Origin of the sequence: Erwinia sp. S43, assembly GCF_016624745.1 — a bacterium.
In the GTDB taxonomy this organism is placed as follows: domain Bacteria; phylum Pseudomonadota; class Gammaproteobacteria; order Enterobacterales; family Enterobacteriaceae; genus Erwinia; species Erwinia coffeiphila.
The window spans coordinates 64,461-81,207 of record NZ_JACVTX010000007.1 but is presented as its reverse complement, the minus strand read 5'-3'; the positions used below and the strand labels follow the sequence as shown (position 1 = coordinate 81,207).

Annotated in this window: 11 protein-coding genes; 10 read left to right on the top strand and 1 reads right to left on the bottom strand. The window is 56.2% G+C overall.

Annotation, left to right across the window (positions count from 1 at the left end; translation table 11 throughout):
- The first annotated feature begins 304 nt into the window (after positions 1-304).
- From asd to glgP, 6 genes are all read left to right on the top strand, one after another.
- Complete coding sequence (gene asd, locus IBT47_RS11395) at positions 305-1,414, top strand: aspartate-semialdehyde dehydrogenase (RefSeq protein WP_105592180.1); 1,110 nt, start codon at positions 305-307, stop codon at positions 1,412-1,414.
- A 468-nt stretch (positions 1,415-1,882) separates the two neighbouring features.
- Entirely contained in the window at positions 1,883-4,066 is a 2,184-nt protein-coding gene (gene glgB / locus IBT47_RS11390; RefSeq protein ID WP_200560532.1) for a 1,4-alpha-glucan branching enzyme, read from the top strand.
- A complete protein-coding gene (glgX, locus tag IBT47_RS11385; protein ID WP_200560531.1) occupies positions 4,066-6,042 on the top strand; it encodes a glycogen debranching protein GlgX in 1,977 nt (658 codons plus the stop codon). Before glgB ends, glgX begins: the two co-directional genes overlap by 1 nt.
- A 12-nt stretch (positions 6,043-6,054) precedes the next feature.
- On the top strand, positions 6,055-7,344 hold the full coding sequence (gene glgC / locus IBT47_RS11380; RefSeq protein WP_105592183.1) for a glucose-1-phosphate adenylyltransferase: 1,290 nt from the start codon (positions 6,055-6,057) through the stop codon (positions 7,342-7,344).
- Positions 7,345-7,401: 57 nt separating this feature from the next.
- Complete coding sequence (glgA, locus tag IBT47_RS11375) at positions 7,402-8,835, top strand: glycogen synthase GlgA (protein WP_105592184.1); 1,434 nt, start codon at positions 7,402-7,404, stop codon at positions 8,833-8,835.
- A 20-nt stretch (positions 8,836-8,855) separates the two neighbouring features.
- A complete protein-coding gene (gene glgP / locus IBT47_RS11370; protein ID WP_200560530.1) occupies positions 8,856-11,303 on the top strand; it encodes a glycogen phosphorylase in 2,448 nt (815 codons plus the stop codon).
- A 60-nt stretch (positions 11,304-11,363) separates the two neighbouring features.
- Here glgP and glpD read toward each other — a convergent pair whose 3' ends face one another.
- Complete coding sequence (glpD, locus tag IBT47_RS11365) at positions 11,364-12,869, bottom strand: glycerol-3-phosphate dehydrogenase (protein WP_200560529.1); 1,506 nt, start codon at positions 12,867-12,869, stop codon at positions 11,364-11,366.
- A gap of 236 nt (positions 12,870-13,105) precedes the next feature.
- Here glpD and glpE point away from each other — a divergent pair, with 236 nt between their 5' ends.
- The 4 genes from glpE to IBT47_RS11345 all read left to right on the top strand — a co-directional run bounded on the left by glpE (position 13,106) and on the right by IBT47_RS11345 (position 16,745).
- A complete protein-coding gene (glpE, locus tag IBT47_RS11360) occupies positions 13,106-13,435 on the top strand; it encodes a thiosulfate sulfurtransferase GlpE (protein WP_105592187.1) in 330 nt (109 codons plus the stop codon).
- Between the two features lie 98 nt (positions 13,436-13,533).
- Positions 13,534-14,364: a rhomboid family intramembrane serine protease GlpG gene (gene glpG / locus IBT47_RS11355; RefSeq protein WP_200560528.1), complete on the top strand. Its 831-nt coding sequence runs from the start codon at positions 13,534-13,536 to the stop codon at positions 14,362-14,364.
- 13 nt (positions 14,365-14,377) lie between these two features.
- The gene (locus IBT47_RS11350; protein ID WP_200543175.1) at positions 14,378-15,136 is read left to right on the top strand and encodes a DeoR/GlpR family transcriptional regulator; all 759 of its coding nucleotides are present in this window, start codon (positions 14,378-14,380) and stop codon (positions 15,134-15,136) included.
- Between the two features lie 193 nt (positions 15,137-15,329).
- Positions 15,330-16,745: an MFS transporter gene (locus IBT47_RS11345; protein WP_200560527.1), complete on the top strand. Its 1,416-nt coding sequence runs from the start codon at positions 15,330-15,332 to the stop codon at positions 16,743-16,745.
- Positions 16,746-16,747 lie beyond the last annotated feature (2 nt).

Genomic DNA, 16,747 nt, shown 5'->3' with positions numbered 1-16,747 from the left:
TACCGCTCTATGACGATGTTTCGGCTCCTGATACGCAAAACCCCCTATAATCATCGGTAAAACCCGCTTTAATCGCCAATTTAACAACGATAATAGGGCTGCCGCCGTTATCAGAGACTCGCGTTAATCCTCCTGTTTCACACCGCCTGGCGTGGATTATTAGTCCTTCTGCTAAAAAAATTCTCTCAATCGATTTAATTCACTTGCCACTTTTGCTGCACCTTGTAGATTTGGACAGAGTACATTCCGGTGATTTTAACTGAATTACGGGCGTTATCAGTGCGGGCCCGAGGTAAAGGTAGATATGAAAACTGTAGGACTTGTCGGTTGGCGTGGCATGGTTGGTTCCGTGCTGATGCAGCGTATGATCGAAGAGCGTGACTTTGACGTTGTACGCCCGGTGTTTTTCTCCACTTCCCAGCACGGCCAGGCCGCGCCGGAGTTTGGCGGCCGCTCTGCCGGTACGCTGCAGGATGCGTTTGATATCGATGCGCTGAGCGCGCTGGATATCATCATCACCTGCCAGGGTGGAGATTACACCAGCGAAGTCTATCCAAAACTGCGTGCCGCTGGCTGGCAGGGTTACTGGATTGACGCTGCTTCCACGCTGCGCATGAAGGACGATGCGATTATCATCCTCGACCCGGTCAACCACCAGGTTATCCACGACGGCCTGAACAACGGCATTAAAACCTTCGTTGGCGGTAACTGCACCGTCAGCCTGATGCTGATGTCGCTGGGCGGTCTGTTTGCTAACGACCTGGTGGAGTGGGCTTCCGTTGCCACCTATCAGGCGGCATCCGGCGGCGGCGCGCGCCATATGCGTGAACTGCTGGCTCAGATGGGCATGCTGCATGACCACGTAGCAAAAGAGCTGCACAACCCGGCATCGGCCATTCTCGATATCGAGCGCCGCGTGACCGAGCTGACCCGCAGCGGCACCCTGCCAACCGATAACTTCGGCGTACCGCTGGCCGGTAGCCTGATCCCGTGGATCGATAAGCAGCTGGAAAACGGCCAGAGCCGCGAAGAGTGGAAAGGTCAGGCGGAAACCAACAAAATCCTGCGTACCGACAGCGTGATTCCGGTTGACGGTCTGTGCGTGCGCGTCGGTGCACTGCGCTGCCACAGCCAGGCGTTTACGCTGAAGCTGAAAAAAGACGTGCCGCTGGATGAGGTCACTCAGCTGCTGGCTTCCCACAACGAGTGGGTGAAAGTGGTACCAAACGATCGTGAGCTGACCATGCGTGAGCTGACGCCTGCGGCGGTCACCGGCACGCTGAATACTCCGGTGGGTCGTCTGCGCAAGCTGAATATGGGGCCGGAATATCTTTCTGCCTTCACCGTTGGCGATCAGCTGCTGTGGGGTGCGGCTGAACCGCTGCGCCGTATGCTGCGCCTGCTGGTAGGCTAAACGGCTCGCTTTCCCCTGTCGCCTGCGGCAGGGGAAAGTATCTGTTTGTTATATTCTGATTCAGTAATTATCACTAACGGCATCACCCGCTATTACCCGTTTTTCTGAATACCCGATCCACCGTTTTGAGTTTTTCCGCCTGATTCGGGGCTTTCCCCAACTGGCGCTTAAGAAGCTTCTGACGTTCCTGCCTTATGCCCTAACAGCAGTACAGTTTGATGTGAAAGAAATATTTTTACGCTTTCGTACCTGGCTATTGTTGTCACCTGGCTATGCTTAAATCAGTCATTGTTCCATCAGCAAATAAAAGTTTCGCTTAAGGGTTTATTATCGCGTGCTGCGGTGGTTTTTCCAGCGGATGGTCACCTCCCCGACAGCATGCCATTAAGCTCAATGAAGAGCAGAGTATGTCCCGGGCGTTGTTAAAACATCCGGCCATCGCCTGCCGTCTATCATGGGAAGAAAGTCATGTCAGAGCTTGCCGATCGTCGTGAGATTAATGCTTTACTTTCTGGTCACCTCGCGGACCCTTTTTCGCTATTGGGCATGCATCAAACCGCTAAAGGCCTGGTGGTTCGTGCCCTGCTACCGGACGCCAGCGAAGTCTGGGTGATTGAAACCAGCACCGGGCGTAAATGCGCGCAGCTGGAGTGCCTGGACGGGCGCGGTTTTTTTCAGGCGGTCGTTCCCCGGCGTAAAAATCTGTTTCGCTATCAGCTGGCGGTCACCTGGCACGGCCAGCAAAACCTGATTGATGATGCCTACCGTTTTGGCCCGCTGCTGCCTGAAATGGACAGCTGGCTTCTGGCGGAGGGCACGCACCTGCGGCCCTATGAAAAAATGGGCGCGCATGCCGACGTCATTGATAACGTTATCGGCACACGCTTTTCAGTATGGGCACCGAATGCCCAGCGCGTTTCCGTCGTGGGCGAGTTTAACTATTGGGACGGCCGCCGCCATCCAATGCGCTTCCGTCGCGAACTGGGCGTATGGGAGCTGTTTATTCCGGCCGCCCGGCCCGGCCAGCTGTACAAATTCGAAATCGTTGATGCCCACGGCCAGCTGCGGCTGAAAGCCGACCCGTATTCCTTTGAAGCCCAGATGCGCCCTCAAACGGCCTCGATGATCTGCGGCCTGCCGGAAAAAACCGAAATCGCCCCCGAGCGCCAGCGAGCCAACGGCTTTGACGCCCCCATCTCAATTTATGAAGTGCATCTGGGTTCATGGCGACGCCATACCGATAACAATTTCTGGCTGAGCTATAAAGAGCTGGAGGAGCAGCTGGTTCCCTACGCCAAAGAGATGGGCTTTACCCATCTGGAGCTGATGCCGATTAATGAGCATCCGTTTGATGGCAGCTGGGGCTATCAGCCGCTGGGCCTCTATGCGCCCACCCGGCGTTTTGGTACGCGAGACGAATTCCGTTCGTTTATCGCGGCAGCGCACAACGCCGGGCTTAACTTGCTGCTCGACTGGGTGCCCGGCCACTTCCCCTCTGATGAATTTGGCCTGTCGAATTTTGACGGCACCAATCTGTACGAACACAGCGACCCGCGTGAAGGTTATCACCAGGACTGGAATACCCTGATTTACAACTTTGGCCGCCGGGAAGTGAGCAACTACCTGGCGGGCAATGCGCTGTACTGGATCGAACGCTTTGGCATTGACGGCCTGCGCGTGGATGCCGTGGCCTCGATGATTTATCGCGACTACAGCCGCGCCGAAGGTGAATGGGTGCCGAACTACTACGGCGGGCGGGAAAATCTGGAGGCTATCTCCTTCCTGCGCTACACCAACCGCACGCTGGGCCATGCCGCGCCGGGTTCGATCACCATCGCTGAAGAGTCCACGGATTTTAACGGCGTCTCGCGCCCGCCGGAAATGGGTGGCCTGGGCTTCTGGTTCAAGTGGAACCTTGGCTGGATGCACGACACGCTCGACTACATGAAACTGGACCCGGTGCATCGCCGCTATCATCACGATCTGATGACCTTCGGCATGCTTTACAACTACACCGAGAATTTCGTGCTGCCGCTGTCGCACGATGAAGTGGTTCACGGTAAACGTTCGATTCTCGACCGTATGCCGGGCGATGCCTGGCAGAAATTCGCCAACCTGCGCGCCTACTACGGCTGGATGTTCGGTTTCCCCGGCAAGAAACTGCTGTTTATGGGTAACGAGTTTGCACAGGGGCGCGAGTGGAATCATGACAGCAGCCTGGACTGGCACCTGTTGGAAGGGGCAGACAGCTGGCATAACGGCGTGCAGCGGCTGGTCCGCGATCTCAACCATACCTATCGCGCTCATCCGGCGCTCTACCAGCTCGACTTCGAACCCGCCGGTTTTGAGTGGCTGGTGGTGGATGACTTTGAAAACTCGGTGTTTGTCTACGTGCGCCGCGACCGCGACGGCAACGAGCTGATCGTCGCCAGTAATTTCACCCCGGTGCCGCGCTATGACTACCGTTTTGGCGTGTCGCAGGGCGGGCGCTGGCGTGAAGTGCTGAACACCGATTCCGGCCACTATCACGGTAGTAATCTCGGTAACTGCGGCACTATCGATAGCGACGACTGGGGAAGCCACGGCCGCAGCCACTCGCTGAGCCTGACGCTGCCGCCCCTTTCCACTCTGTGGCTGGTTCGGGAGGCGTAATGGCACCGATACGTTCGGGTAAACCGCAGCCCCTCGGGGCCAGCTACGACGGCAAAGGCGTTAACTTTACGCTGTTCTCTCAGCATGCGGAGCGCGTAGAGCTGTGCCTGTTTGATGAGAAAGGCCGTGAGAAACGTATCGATCTGCCCGCACGCAGCGGCGATATCTGGCACGGTTATCTGCCTGCCATCCATCCGGGCCAGCGCTACGGTTATCGGGTACACGGTCCGTGGGCACCGGCGCAGGGTAAACGTTTTAACCCGGCGAAGCTGCTGGTCGACCCCTGCGCGCATCAGGTAGAGGGTGAAGTCTGTGACGACCCGCGCTTTCAGTGCGGCGAAGAAATCCCGGACGCGGCGGATAACGCCAGCATCGCGCCTAAATGTGTGGTGCTGGCCGATGACTTCGACTGGGAAGACGACGCCGCGCCGCGTGTCCCCTGGGGTAGCACGGTAATTTATGAGGCCCACGTTCGCGGCCTGACCTGCCAGCACCCCGATCTGCCGCCGGAAATTCGCGGCACCTACGCCGCGCTGGGGCATCCGGTGATGATTCACTATTTTCAGCAGTTGGGGATCACCAGCCTTGAGCTGCTGCCGGTGGCCTGCTTTGCCAGCGAACCGCGCCTGCTGCGCATGGGGCTGACCAACTACTGGGGCTATAACCCGCTGGCCTGCTACGCACTGGATACCCGCTATGCCGCCAGCCAGAACGCGCGGGAAGAGTTCCAGCTTGCCGTCAAAGCGCTGCATCAGGCAGGAATAGAGGTAATTCTGGACGTGGTGTTTAACCACACCGCGGAGCTGGAAGAAACCGGTCCGATGCTGTCGATGCGCGGCATTGATAACCAGAGTTATTACTGGCTGACAGAACGGGGCGAGTACCAGAACTGGACCGGCTGCGGTAATACACAAAACCTCAGCCACCCGCAGGTGATGGCCTGGGCACTCGACTGCCTGCGCTACTGGGTAGAGGTCTGCCACGTTGACGGTTTCCGCTTCGATCTGGCCACGGTACTGGGCCGCACGCCGGACTATCAGCGCGATGCGCCACTGTTCCAGGCGATTGCCGCCGATCCGCTGCTGTCAAAATGCAAACTGATCGCCGAACCCTGGGATATCGGGCCGGGTGGCTATCAGGTGGGGGATTTCCCCTGGCCGTTTGCCGAATGGAATGACCACTTTCGCGATGCCGCCCGCCGCTACTGGCTGCACGGAGATCTCTCCAACGGCGAGTTTGCCCGGCGGTTTGCCGCTTCCAGCGATGTTTTTCAACGTGACGGGCGGCCACCTTCCAGCAGTATTAACCTGATCACCGCGCACGACGGTTTTACCCTGCGCGACGTGGTCAGCTTTAACCAAAAACACAATGAGGCCAACGGTGAAGATAACCGTGACGGCAGCAGCAGCAATTTCAGCCATAACCACGGCGTGGAAGGGCTGCACGCACCGCTGTTGGTTACGGAACATCGCCGCCGCAGTGCGCATGCGCTGCTAACCACGCTGTTGCTGGCACAGGGAACGCCGATGCTGCTGGCAGGCGATGAGCACGGCCACAGCCAGCACGGAAATAATAATGCCTATTGCCAGGATAACCCGCTGACCTGGCTCGACTGGCTGCACTGTGATAGTGGGTTATTTTCCTTCACTGCCGCGTTAATCCATCTGCGCCGCCGCATCCCGGCGCTGCAAAGCGATCGCTGGTGGCAGGAAGGTGATGGAAACGTTGAATGGCTGAACCAGCAGGGTAAGCCGCTCAGCGCCAGTGAGTGGCAGCAGGGAGCACATCGTTTGCAAATCCGGCTTTCGCAGCACTGGCTCATCGTGCTCAACGCCACCGAAGAAGTGTGTGACCTGATTTTACCTCAGGGAAATTGGCACGCCATCCCTCCCTTTGCCGGGGACGATAATCCGATCCGGTCAACTGTCTGGCATGGTGCAGCGCACGGCGTGTGCGTGTTCCAGGAAAAAACATAACAGGAGTCAGGCATGGCCAAATTTAATAAGAACGATTCCCTGATGCTGGCAAGACAGCTGCCAACGCAAACTGTGGCCCTGATCCTCGCCGGTGGGCGCGGTACGCGGCTGCGCGATCTCACCGCCAAGCGCGCCAAACCGGCGGTTCACTTCGGCGGTAAGTTTCGTATTATCGACTTCGCACTCTCTAACTGCCTGAATTCAGGCATCCGCCGCATCGCGGTGATCACCCAGTATCAGTCGCACACGCTGGTTCAGCATATTCAGCGAGGCTGGTCGTTCCTCAATGAAGAGATGAATGAGTTCGTCGATCTTCTGCCTGCCCAGCAGCGGCTGTCGACCGAGCACTGGTATCGCGGGACTGCCGATGCGGTCACGCAGAACCTCGATATCATCCGGCGCTACCGCGCGCAGTACATCGTTATTCTGGCAGGCGATCACATCTATAAGATGGACTACTCCCGCATGCTGCTCGACCACGTCGAAAACGACGCGCGCTGTACCATTGCCTGCCTGCCGGTACCGCTGGAAGAAGCCAGTTCGTTTGGCGTAATGAAGGTGGATGAAAACAATCGCGTGGTCGAGTTCCTGGAGAAACCTGCCGATCCGCCGTCGATGCCCGGTGATGACAGCAAGGCACTGGCCAGTATGGGCATCTACGTCTTTGACGCGCACTATCTTTATAGCCTGCTGGAAGCTGACCAGGAGCTGCCGGAATCCGACCACGATTTCGGCAAAGATCTGTTACCGAAAATCGTGGCCAGCGGAGAAGCGCTGGCTCACTCCTTCAGTCTGTCCTGCGTACAAAGTGGGGAAGCCGTTGAGCCCTACTGGCGCGACGTCGGCACGCTGGAAGCCTACTGGAAGGCAAACCTCGATCTGGCTTCGGTCACCCCGGAGCTGGATATGTACGACAGTACCTGGCCAATTCGCACCCATATGGAACCGCTGCCGCCAGCGAAATTCGTGCAGGACCGTTCCGGCAGCCATGGTATGACAATGAATTCACTGGTGTCGGGAGGCTGCATTATCTCCGGCTCGGTGGTAGTGAACTCGGTGCTGTTCTCCCGTGTTCGAATCAACTCCTTCTGCAATATTGAGTCGTCGGTATTACTGCCGGATGTGGAGGTGGGACGCTCCTGCCGCCTGCGCCGCTGCGTGATAGACCGCGCCTGCGTGCTGCCAGAAGGGACGGTGATTGGCGAAAACCCGGATGATGATGCCCGGCGTTTCCACCGATCGGAAGAGGGAATTGTTCTGGTCACAAGGACCATGCTGGCGAAGCTCGGCTGGATCAGCTAGGCGTAACGACGTGATGACCTGACAGCATCACGTTCTGGCACTGTTAAGGAGCCGATAATGCAGGTGTTACATGTCTGTTCAGAGATTTTCCCGCTGCTGAAAACCGGCGGGCTTGCTGATGTTGTTGGGGCATTACCGGCGGCGCAGATTGCGGAAGGAATGGATACACGCGTATTACTTCCGGCATTCCCCGATTTGAAAAAGGGAATTACCGATGCGGTTGTAGTGGCGAAACTGCAAACTTTTGCCGGCTATGTCGAATTACTGTTTGGGCACTATGACGGCGTGGGGATCTATCTGATCGATGCGCCGGGTCTTTACGATCGCCCGGGCAGCCCGTATCACGATGAATCGCAGTTCGCCTATACCGATAACTATCTGCGCTTCGCGCTGCTGGGCTGGATGGGCTGCGAAATGGCCTGCGGGCTGGATACCTTCTGGCGTCCGGATGTGGTTCATGCGCACGACTGGCATGCCGGGCTGGCCTGTGCCTATCTGGCCGCGCGCGGTCGTCCGGCGAAGTCGGTGTTTACCGTGCATAACCTGGCATATCAGGGACTGTTTAACGCGCACCACCTGGAGCAGATCCAGCTGCCGCGCTCGTTTTTCAATATGTACGGGCTGGAGTTTTACGGCCAGATCTCCTACCTGAAAGCAGGCCTGTACTACGCCGACCATATAACGGCAGTCAGTCCCACCTACGCCCAGGAGATCACCCAGCCGGAGTTTGGCTACGGTATGGAAGACCTGCTCAAACAGCGTCAGCTGGAAGGCAGGCTGAGCGGTATTCTGAACGGCGTCGACCCGGCCATCTGGGACCCGCAGCATGATCCGCTGCTGACGGCCCGCTATAACCGTGATGTTCTGGACACCAAAGTTGAGAACAAGCGCCAGCTGCAAATTGCGATGGGGCTAAAAATTGATGAAAAAGCGCCGATCTTTGCCGTGGTCAGCCGCCTGACCAAACAGAAAGGTTTGGATCTGGTGCTGGAAGCCCTGCCGGGCCTACTGGAACAGGGGGGGCAGCTGGTGCTGCTGGGGGCCGGAGATGCGGTTCTTCAACAGGGATTCCTGGCTGCTGCCGCCGAGTATCCGGGCCAGGTCGGCGTGCAGATCGGCTACCACGAGGCGTTTTCCCACCGCATTATGGGCGGTGCAGATGTGATTCTCGTACCCAGCCGCTTTGAGCCCTGCGGCCTGACCCAGCTCTACGGCCTGAAATACGGCACCCTGCCGCTGGTACGGCGCACCGGTGGGCTGGCCGATACGGTAAATGATTGTTCGCTGGAAAACCTCGCAGACGGTATCGCCAGCGGTTTTGTGTTCGAAGATAGCAACGCGTGGTCACTGCTGCGCGCTATCCGACGTGCTTTCGTCCTCTGGTCCCGTCCTTCACTCTGGCGCTATGTTCAGCGGCAGGCTATGGGGATGGATTTTAGCTGGCAGGTGGCTGCTGTTGCCTACCGCGATCTCTATCAACGTTTGTTGTAACCTGACGATGGGAAACTGATATGAACGCACCTTTCTCCTATGCCTCACCGACGCTCAGCGTGGATGCCCTTAAGCATTCGATAGCCTACAAGCTGATGTTTACCATTGGTAAAGATCCGTCCATTGCGAATAAACACGAGTGGCTGAACGCCACGTTACTGGCGGTACGCGATCGTATGGTAGAGCGCTGGCTGCGTTCAAATCGTGCCCAGCTGTCGCAGGATGTCCGGCAGGTTTACTACCTGTCGATGGAGTTTCTGGTTGGCCGCACCCTCTCCAATGCCCTGCTGGCAATGGGAATTTATGAGGATGCGCAGACGGCGCTGGAAGAGATGGGCTTCGACCTTGAGGAACTGATCGAAGAAGAGAACGACCCGGGGCTGGGCAACGGCGGCCTGGGGCGCCTGGCGGCCTGCTTCCTGGATTCCCTCGCCACGCTCGGCCTGCCGGGGCGCGGTTACGGCATCCGTTACGACTACGGTATGTTTAAGCAGAATATCGTCGACGGCCAGCAGGCGGAATCACCGGACTACTGGCTGGAATACGGCAACCCGTGGGAGTTTCAGCGCTTCAACACCCGCTATAAGGTGCGTTTCGGCGGCCGTATCCAGCAGGAAGGCAGCCGTGCACGCTGGGTAGAAACGGAAGAAGTGCTGGCAATGGCCTACGATCAGATCATTCCAGGGTTTGATACCGATGCCACCAACACCCTGCGGCTGTGGGGCGCTCAGGCCAGTAACGAAATCAACCTCGGTAAATTTAACCAGGGCGATTACTTCGCGGCGGTGGAAGATAAAAACCATTCGGAAAACGTGTCCCGCGTGCTGTATCCCGACGACTCGACCTATTCAGGCCGTGAGCTGCGCCTGCGTCAGGAGTACTTCCTTGTCTCATCCACGGTGCAGGATATCCTCCATCGCCACTGGGCGATGCACCAGACCTTTGACAATCTGGCGGATAAAATCGCCATCCACCTGAATGATACCCATCCGGTGCTGGCCATCCCCGAGTTGATGCGGGTACTGATCGATGAAAGCAAATTTAGCTGGGACGACGCGTTTACCGTAGCCTGCCAGGTGTTCTCTTACACCAACCACACGCTAATGCAGGAAGCACTGGAAACATGGCCGGTGGATATGATCGGCAAAATTCTGCCGCGCCATCTGCAAATTATTTTTGAGATCAACGACTACTTCCTGAAAACCATCCAGGAGCAGTACCCGGATGACTGGGAGCTGCTGTCGCGCATTTCGATCATCGATGAAAATAACGGCCGCAAGGTACGCATGGCCTGGCTGGCGGTGGTGGTCAGTCACAAGGTTAACGGCGTGTCGGAACTGCACTCTAATCTGATGGTGCAGTCACTGTTTGCTGATTTTGCCAAACTCTTCCCCAGCCGCTTCTGCAATAAAACGAACGGCGTTACCCCGCGCCGCTGGCTGGCGCTGGCGAACCCGTCGCTATCCGGCGTGCTGGACGAGGCGATTGGCCGCACCTGGCGCACGCAGCTCAGCCAGCTGGATGAGCTAAAGCAGCATATTGATTATCCTAATTTTATTAGCAAAATCAGCGATGCAAAACTGGCAAACAAAAAGCGTCTGGCAATCTATATCGCGCAGAAACTTGATATCGTGGTCGACCCGCATGCGATGTTCGACGTGCAGATTAAGCGCATACACGAATACAAGCGCCAGCTACTGAACGTGCTGCACGTGATCACCCGCTACAACCGCATCAAAGCCGATCCGGATGCTGAATGGGTGCCGCGCGTGTGTATCTTCGCCGGTAAAGCCGCTTCGGCCTACTATATGGCTAAGCACATTATCCATTTAATCAACGATGTCGCGAAGGTGATCAACAGCGATCCGCAGGTGAAGAACCGGCTGAAAGTTGTGTTTATTCCCAACTATGGCGTCAGCCTTGCACAGATTATTATTCCGGCGGCCGACCTCTCCGAGCAGATCTCGCTGGCCGGGACGGAAGCCTCGGGCACCAGTAATATGAAGTTCGCGCTGAACGGTGCGCTGACCATCGGCACACTGGATGGGGCAAACGTTGAGATGCTGGAGCACGTGGGTGAAGAAAATATCTTTATTTTCGGCAACACCACGCCGCAGGTCGAGGAACTGCGCAGCAATGGCTACAGCTCGCATAAGTATTACGAGCAGGATGCGGAACTGCATCAGGTGCTGACGCAGATCGCCACCGGGGTGTTCAGCCCGCAGGAGCCAGGCCGCTACCGTAATATTTTTGATTCGCTGGTGAACCTGGGCGATCACTATCAGCTGCTGGCGGACTATCGCAGCTATGTCGATACTCAGGACAAGGTAGACAAGCTTTATCGTAATAAAGGTGAGTGGACGCGACGGGCACTGATTAATATCGCCAATATGGGCTATTTCTCTTCGGACCGCACCATTCAGGAATATGCGGATGAAATCTGGGGTATCCAGCCCATCCGCCTGTAGGCTATCCAGGAAGTAAAGAGGGCGACCGCTGTCTGACGGTCGCCCTTTTGTTTGCGGCGATCAGGATGCCAGCGACAGTACCGGTTTCGCGTGCTGAACCAGCCACTCGGCAACACGCGCCTGCTGCTGCTCATTCAGCCACATACCCTCTTTGGTACGGCGCCAGATGGCATCCTCTTTCGTGCGAACCCACTCTTTCTGCACCAGATAACGCAGCTCCGCCTCGTAGAAGTGGTGACCAAACAGTTCACCTAAATCATCCAGGCTTTTCGCCTCTTTCAGGAACAGTTCGCTGCTGCTGCCGTAGGTGCGGGCATAGTGGCGAGCCATATCTTCGGTGATAAACGGATAGCGGCGGCGCAGGCTGGCCGCGTAATCTTCGCGGCTTCCGGCAAAATCACCGCCCGGCAGCACGCAGGTTTTCGTCCATGCCGCACCGATACCCGGATAATATTTGCTGAGTTTTTCCATCGCATGCTCGGCCAGCTTACGATAGGTGGTCAGCTTGCCGCCGAACACCGACAGCAGCGGTGCCTGACCCTGCTCGTCGTGCACGTCCAGCGTGTAGTCGCGGGTAATCGCCTGCGGAGAGTCGGACTCGTCATCGCACAGCGGACGCACACCGGAATAGGTCCAGACAATGTCGTCCTTCGCCAGCATTTTCTTGAAGTGGGTGTTATAGACATTCAGCAGATAGTCGATCTCTTTATCGTCAATCTTGACGTCTTTCGGATCGCCTTTGTACTCCACGTCGGTGGTGCCGATAATCGAGAACTCATCCATCCACGGAATAACAAACACAATACGGTGATCTTCGTTCTGCAGAATGTAGGCCTGTTTCTGGGTATGCACACGCGGCACGACGATATGGCTGCCTTTAATCAGGCGAATACCGTATGGGGATTTCAGCTTCAGTCCGTCATCAAACAGCTGCTTAACCCACGGACCTGCAGCATTGACCAGGCCTTTCGCCTGCCAGGTATACACTTTACCGCTGTCGATATCTTCGGCTTCAACGGTCCACAGGCCGTTTTCACGCCAGGCTTTGGTCACGCGGGTACGGGTGCGCACTTCGCCACCGCGCTTTTCAATTTCCTGCGCGTTAAGTACCACCAGGCGCGCATCGTCCACCCAGCAGTCGGAATATTCGAAACCGCGCACGATTTCAGGTTTAAGTACTGAGTCTGCGCCAAAACGCAAACCTTTACTTCCCGGCAGGCTGGTGCGTTTGCCGAGATGATCGTACATAAACAGACCGATACGGATCATCCAGGCCGGGCGAAGATGCGGGCGGTGCGGCAGGCGGAAACGCATAGGGAAAGCAATGTGCGGTGCCATTTTTAACAGCACTTCACGCTCGGCCAGCGCCTCGCTAACCAGGCGGAATTCGTAGTGTTCCAGATAGCGTAAGCCACCGTGGATTAATTTAGAACTGGCGGAAGAGGTGGCGCAGGCGAGGTCTTGAGCCTCCAGCATCAGCACCGACAATCCACGTCCGGCTGCATCGGCCGCAATACCAGCGCCGTTAATACCGCCGCCGATTACGATCAGGTCTTTGATTTCCACGTCATCTCCTCCGATGTTCGGAATCGTTCAATAATGTTCGTTTTCGAGCATTATATTAATCGTAAACCAACATTGATGCCAGCGTTAACCGGATAAAAACATTTATGCGTGATGCAGGTAACATATTTTCTTTAATCATTACGCAAATTACTCCGCCCAGCTCTGGTTAAACCCTACCCGCTTCAGGCTACAATAGGATTTAATTGACGACTTTTGACTGTTAACGAGACCCCACCATGGAACAATTTGAGTGTATCAACGTCCAGGAAGCCCGACAGAAACTGGCAGACGGGCAAACCCTGCTGGTTGATATCCGCGATCCGCAAAGCTTCTCTGCGGCTCATGCCACCGGTGCATTTCATCTGACCAATGACTCGCTGCCGGCCCTGATGGCCAGCGCTGACCTGAGCGGCTCGGTGCTGGTCATGTGCTACCACGGTAACAGCAGTAAAGGTGCAGCCCAGTATCTGCTGAACCAGGGGTTTGCTGCGGCCTACAGCATCGACGGCGGCTTTGATGCCTGGTACGCTGCATTCCCGCAGCAGGTAGAATCCGGCGCTCGCTGACCGGCGTACGGCAGTGGAAGCCTTTGATCCTGCAAGCTTCGATGTGACGGGGTATACTGCCGCTCTCGTTTTAATCTACAGGGAATCAGCCTTCTATTATGCGCATCACCCAATTTACCCATCTGCGCATGGCGCAGGCGTTTGTTGACTATATGGCGACGCGCGGCATTACGCTGCGCATTGAGCAGGAAGGCAACTACACGCTATGGCTGGATGATGAATCTCAGTTAAGCGTGGTCGAAAACGAACTTAACCAGTTTATACGCGAACCGGATCACCCGCGTTATCAGGCAGCCAGCTGGAAAACTGAAAATACCGACAGCGGCATCAAGTACGTCAGTCCTGCTGGCCCATCGCTAAAGGTAAGAATGAAGGAGATGGCCGGGCCACTGACGATAGGGGTCAGTATTGCATCCATACTGGTCTACCTGCTGATTGCGCTGGGCGGTTATGCACAGGCGATTGCCTGGCTCGGCTGGCCGAAAGACAGCATGCAGCATTTCCAGGTGTGGCGCTGGTTCAGCCACGTGCTGATGAACTTCTCGCTGCTGGCACTGCTGATTAACCTGCTGTGGTGGTTTTATATTGGCGGGCGCATCGAAAAACAGCTCGGCAGCGGTAAGCTGTTTACCATCGCGCTGATCTCCGCGCTACTGTGCGGTTTTGCACAGTCCCGGTTTAACGGCTTCTGGTTCGGCGGGCTGTCTGGCGTTGACCATGCGCTGGTTGCGTATGCCTGGCTGCACGCGATGCGTGACGAGCGCAGTCCGCTGAATATTGGCGGCGGGCTGATGGGGATTTTTGTAGTGTGGGTGGTACTGGAAGCCACGGGCGTCTTCGGTGCGAACACCGGTCTGCCAAGCCACGTTGCCGGACTGCTGGTTGGCCTGGCCATGGCGTTTGTCGACACCCGCCAGAAAAAACGATAACAGGGGAACTCTTTTGAAGCAGACACAGCGTCATGACGCGATTATCGATCTGGTTCGTCGCCAGGGATATGTCAGTACTGAAGAGCTGGTGGAGCATTTTGCGGTCAGTCCGCAAACTATCCGCCGCGATTTAAACGATCTGGCAGAGCAGAATAAAATTCATCGCCATCACGGTGGCGCAGCGCTGCCGTCCAGCTCGGAGAATACCGCCTGGCAGGACCGTAAAATGATGTGGTCTGCGGAAAAAGCGCGTATCGCCCAGCGGGTTGCCAGCCAAATCCCCGACGGGGCTTCACTGTTTATTGATATCGGCACCACGCCGGAAGCGGTGGCCCACGCGTTGATGAACCACAATAACCTGCGCATTGTGACCAACAATCTGAACGTGGCGGTGCTGCTCATGGCCAAGCCGGATTTCCGCCTGATCCTGGCCGGCGGAGAAGTGCGCACCCGCGACGGTGGAATTATGGGTGAGGCAACGCTCGACTATATTTCTCAGTTCCGCCTGGATTACGGCATTCTGGGCATCAGCGGAATCGATCTGGATGGTTCACTGCTGGACTTCGACTACCACGAAGTGCGCACCAAGCGGGCAATTATTGAGAACTCTCGCTGTGTGATGCTGGTGGCAGACCATTCTAAGTTTGGCCGTAATGCAATGGTCAATCTGGGCAGCATGAGCCTGATTGACTATCTGTTTACCGATGAAGCGCCGCCGCCGGAAATTATGAAAACCATTGAGCAGCATGAGGTACATCTGGAGCTGTGCTAACGGTTTTTACTGAGCAGCCAGGCGCGGAACTTACCGCTGCCTGGCCAATCAGAAATAAATAGCAAAAAAATAACTATAAGCGTTTTTTATGCTTATTTTTCTTCATAGCGGATACAATTCAAAATTTAAATTTTGCTGCTAACTATTAGCATGAAAAGTTATTGTCCTCTGCTATCAAGGTCTGCAAAGAAAAATGAGTGAAACCTGCGCGCCGGGAATTCCTTCCCCGCAAAATAACCCTATAAAATATAATAAATTATCCGATCGTCTCGATGCCCTACCCGCTACCGCCGGGCTGTGGCGTTTTATTGCCTTACTCTCGCTGGGTGGTTTCTTTGAACTCTATGATTTATTCCAGACGGGATATATTAGTTCAGGTTTAATCAGCGAGAACATATTTCATCTTGGTGAACTCGGCGTATTTGGAATATCTGACCAGGCCGCATTTGCCTCCGCGACTTTCCTCGGCCTGTTTATCGGTGCCAGCCTGCTGGCCCCTCATGCTGACCGTTTTGGCCGCCGGATGACCTTTATGTTCGCGCTGGCCTGGTACGGCTGCTTCTCCATGCTGATGGCGTTCCAGAACCAGGCAGAGTGGATTATTTTCTGCCGCTTTCTGGTGGGCGTCGGCCTGGGTATTGAACTGGTGACCATCGATACCTACCTCAGCGAATGCGTTCCGTCACGGCTGCGCAGTAAAGCCTTTGCTTTCGCCTTCTTTGTGCAGTTTCTTTCAGTACCCGCCGTCGCGCTGATGTCCTGGTGGCTTGTACCGCAGACCATTTTGGGCCTGACCGGCTGGCGCTGGGTGGTGATTGCCGGGGCCGTCTGCTCGATGGTTATCTGGCTGGTGCGGAAAAATCTGCCGGAGTCGCCGCGCTGGCTGGCACAGCAGGGTCGGCATCAGGAAGCCCATCAGGTGGTCAGCGGTCTGGAAATCCGCTGCGGCGTGCCGGTGACCGCCCCGAGTCCGGCAGAGATGGAAACGGCAGCCACGCAGAAACCGCAGGGGCGCTTTCGTGATATCTGGCGGCCGGAGTATCGCCAGCGCACGCTGATGCTGGTGGTGATGAATATCTTCCAGGCAATTGGCTTCTTCGGCTTTGGCAACTGGCTGCCCGCACTGCTTTCAGGTAAAGGTGCCAGCATCACCCACAGTCTGCTGTATGCCTTTTTTATCACCCTCGCCTACCCGCTGGGCTCACTGATTTGCAGCCGCTACGCGGATAAAATCGAGAACAAATGGCAGATCGTCCTGTCGTCGCTGATGACGGTGGTTTTCGGTACGCTGTTCGCCCTGCAGACCAATCCGCTGATGTTAATCATCTGCGGCTTCTGCATCACCTACTCTAACGCCTGGCTGACCTTCAGCTATCACGCCTATCAGACCGAGGTGTTTCCTACCTTTATCCGTGCGCGTGCCGTCGGATTCTGCTATTCGTTCAGCCGCCTTTCAACGGTGTTCAGCAGCATTATTATCGGGATGATTTTGCAGGTGGCGGGCACCCAGGGTGTGGTGGCCTTTATCGTCGTCAGCATGCTGATTGTGATGCTGACCATCGGCATCTTCGGGCCGAAGACGCGCGGCATTAATCTGGATGATATCTGATT

Excerpts from the sequence above, each read along its gene's own strand:
- glpG (WP_200560528.1), top strand. The coding sequence starts at position 13,534 with ATGCGCATCACCCAATTTACCCATCTGCGCATGGCGCAGGCGTTTGTT.
- glgA (WP_105592184.1), top strand. The coding sequence starts at position 7,402 with ATGCAGGTGTTACATGTCTGTTCAGAGATTTTCCCGCTGCTGAAAACC.
- asd (WP_105592180.1), top strand. The coding sequence starts at position 305 with ATGAAAACTGTAGGACTTGTCGGTTGGCGTGGCATGGTTGGTTCCGTG.
- glpE (WP_105592187.1), top strand. The coding sequence starts at position 13,106 with ATGGAACAATTTGAGTGTATCAACGTCCAGGAAGCCCGACAGAAACTG.
- glgX (WP_200560531.1), top strand. The coding sequence starts at position 4,066 with ATGGCACCGATACGTTCGGGTAAACCGCAGCCCCTCGGGGCCAGCTAC.
- IBT47_RS11345 (WP_200560527.1), top strand. The coding sequence starts at position 15,330 with ATGAGTGAAACCTGCGCGCCGGGAATTCCTTCCCCGCAAAATAACCCT.
- glgP (WP_200560530.1), top strand. The coding sequence starts at position 8,856 with ATGAACGCACCTTTCTCCTATGCCTCACCGACGCTCAGCGTGGATGCC.
- glgB (WP_200560532.1), top strand. The coding sequence starts at position 1,883 with ATGTCAGAGCTTGCCGATCGTCGTGAGATTAATGCTTTACTTTCTGGT.
- glgC (WP_105592183.1), top strand. The coding sequence starts at position 6,055 with ATGGCCAAATTTAATAAGAACGATTCCCTGATGCTGGCAAGACAGCTG.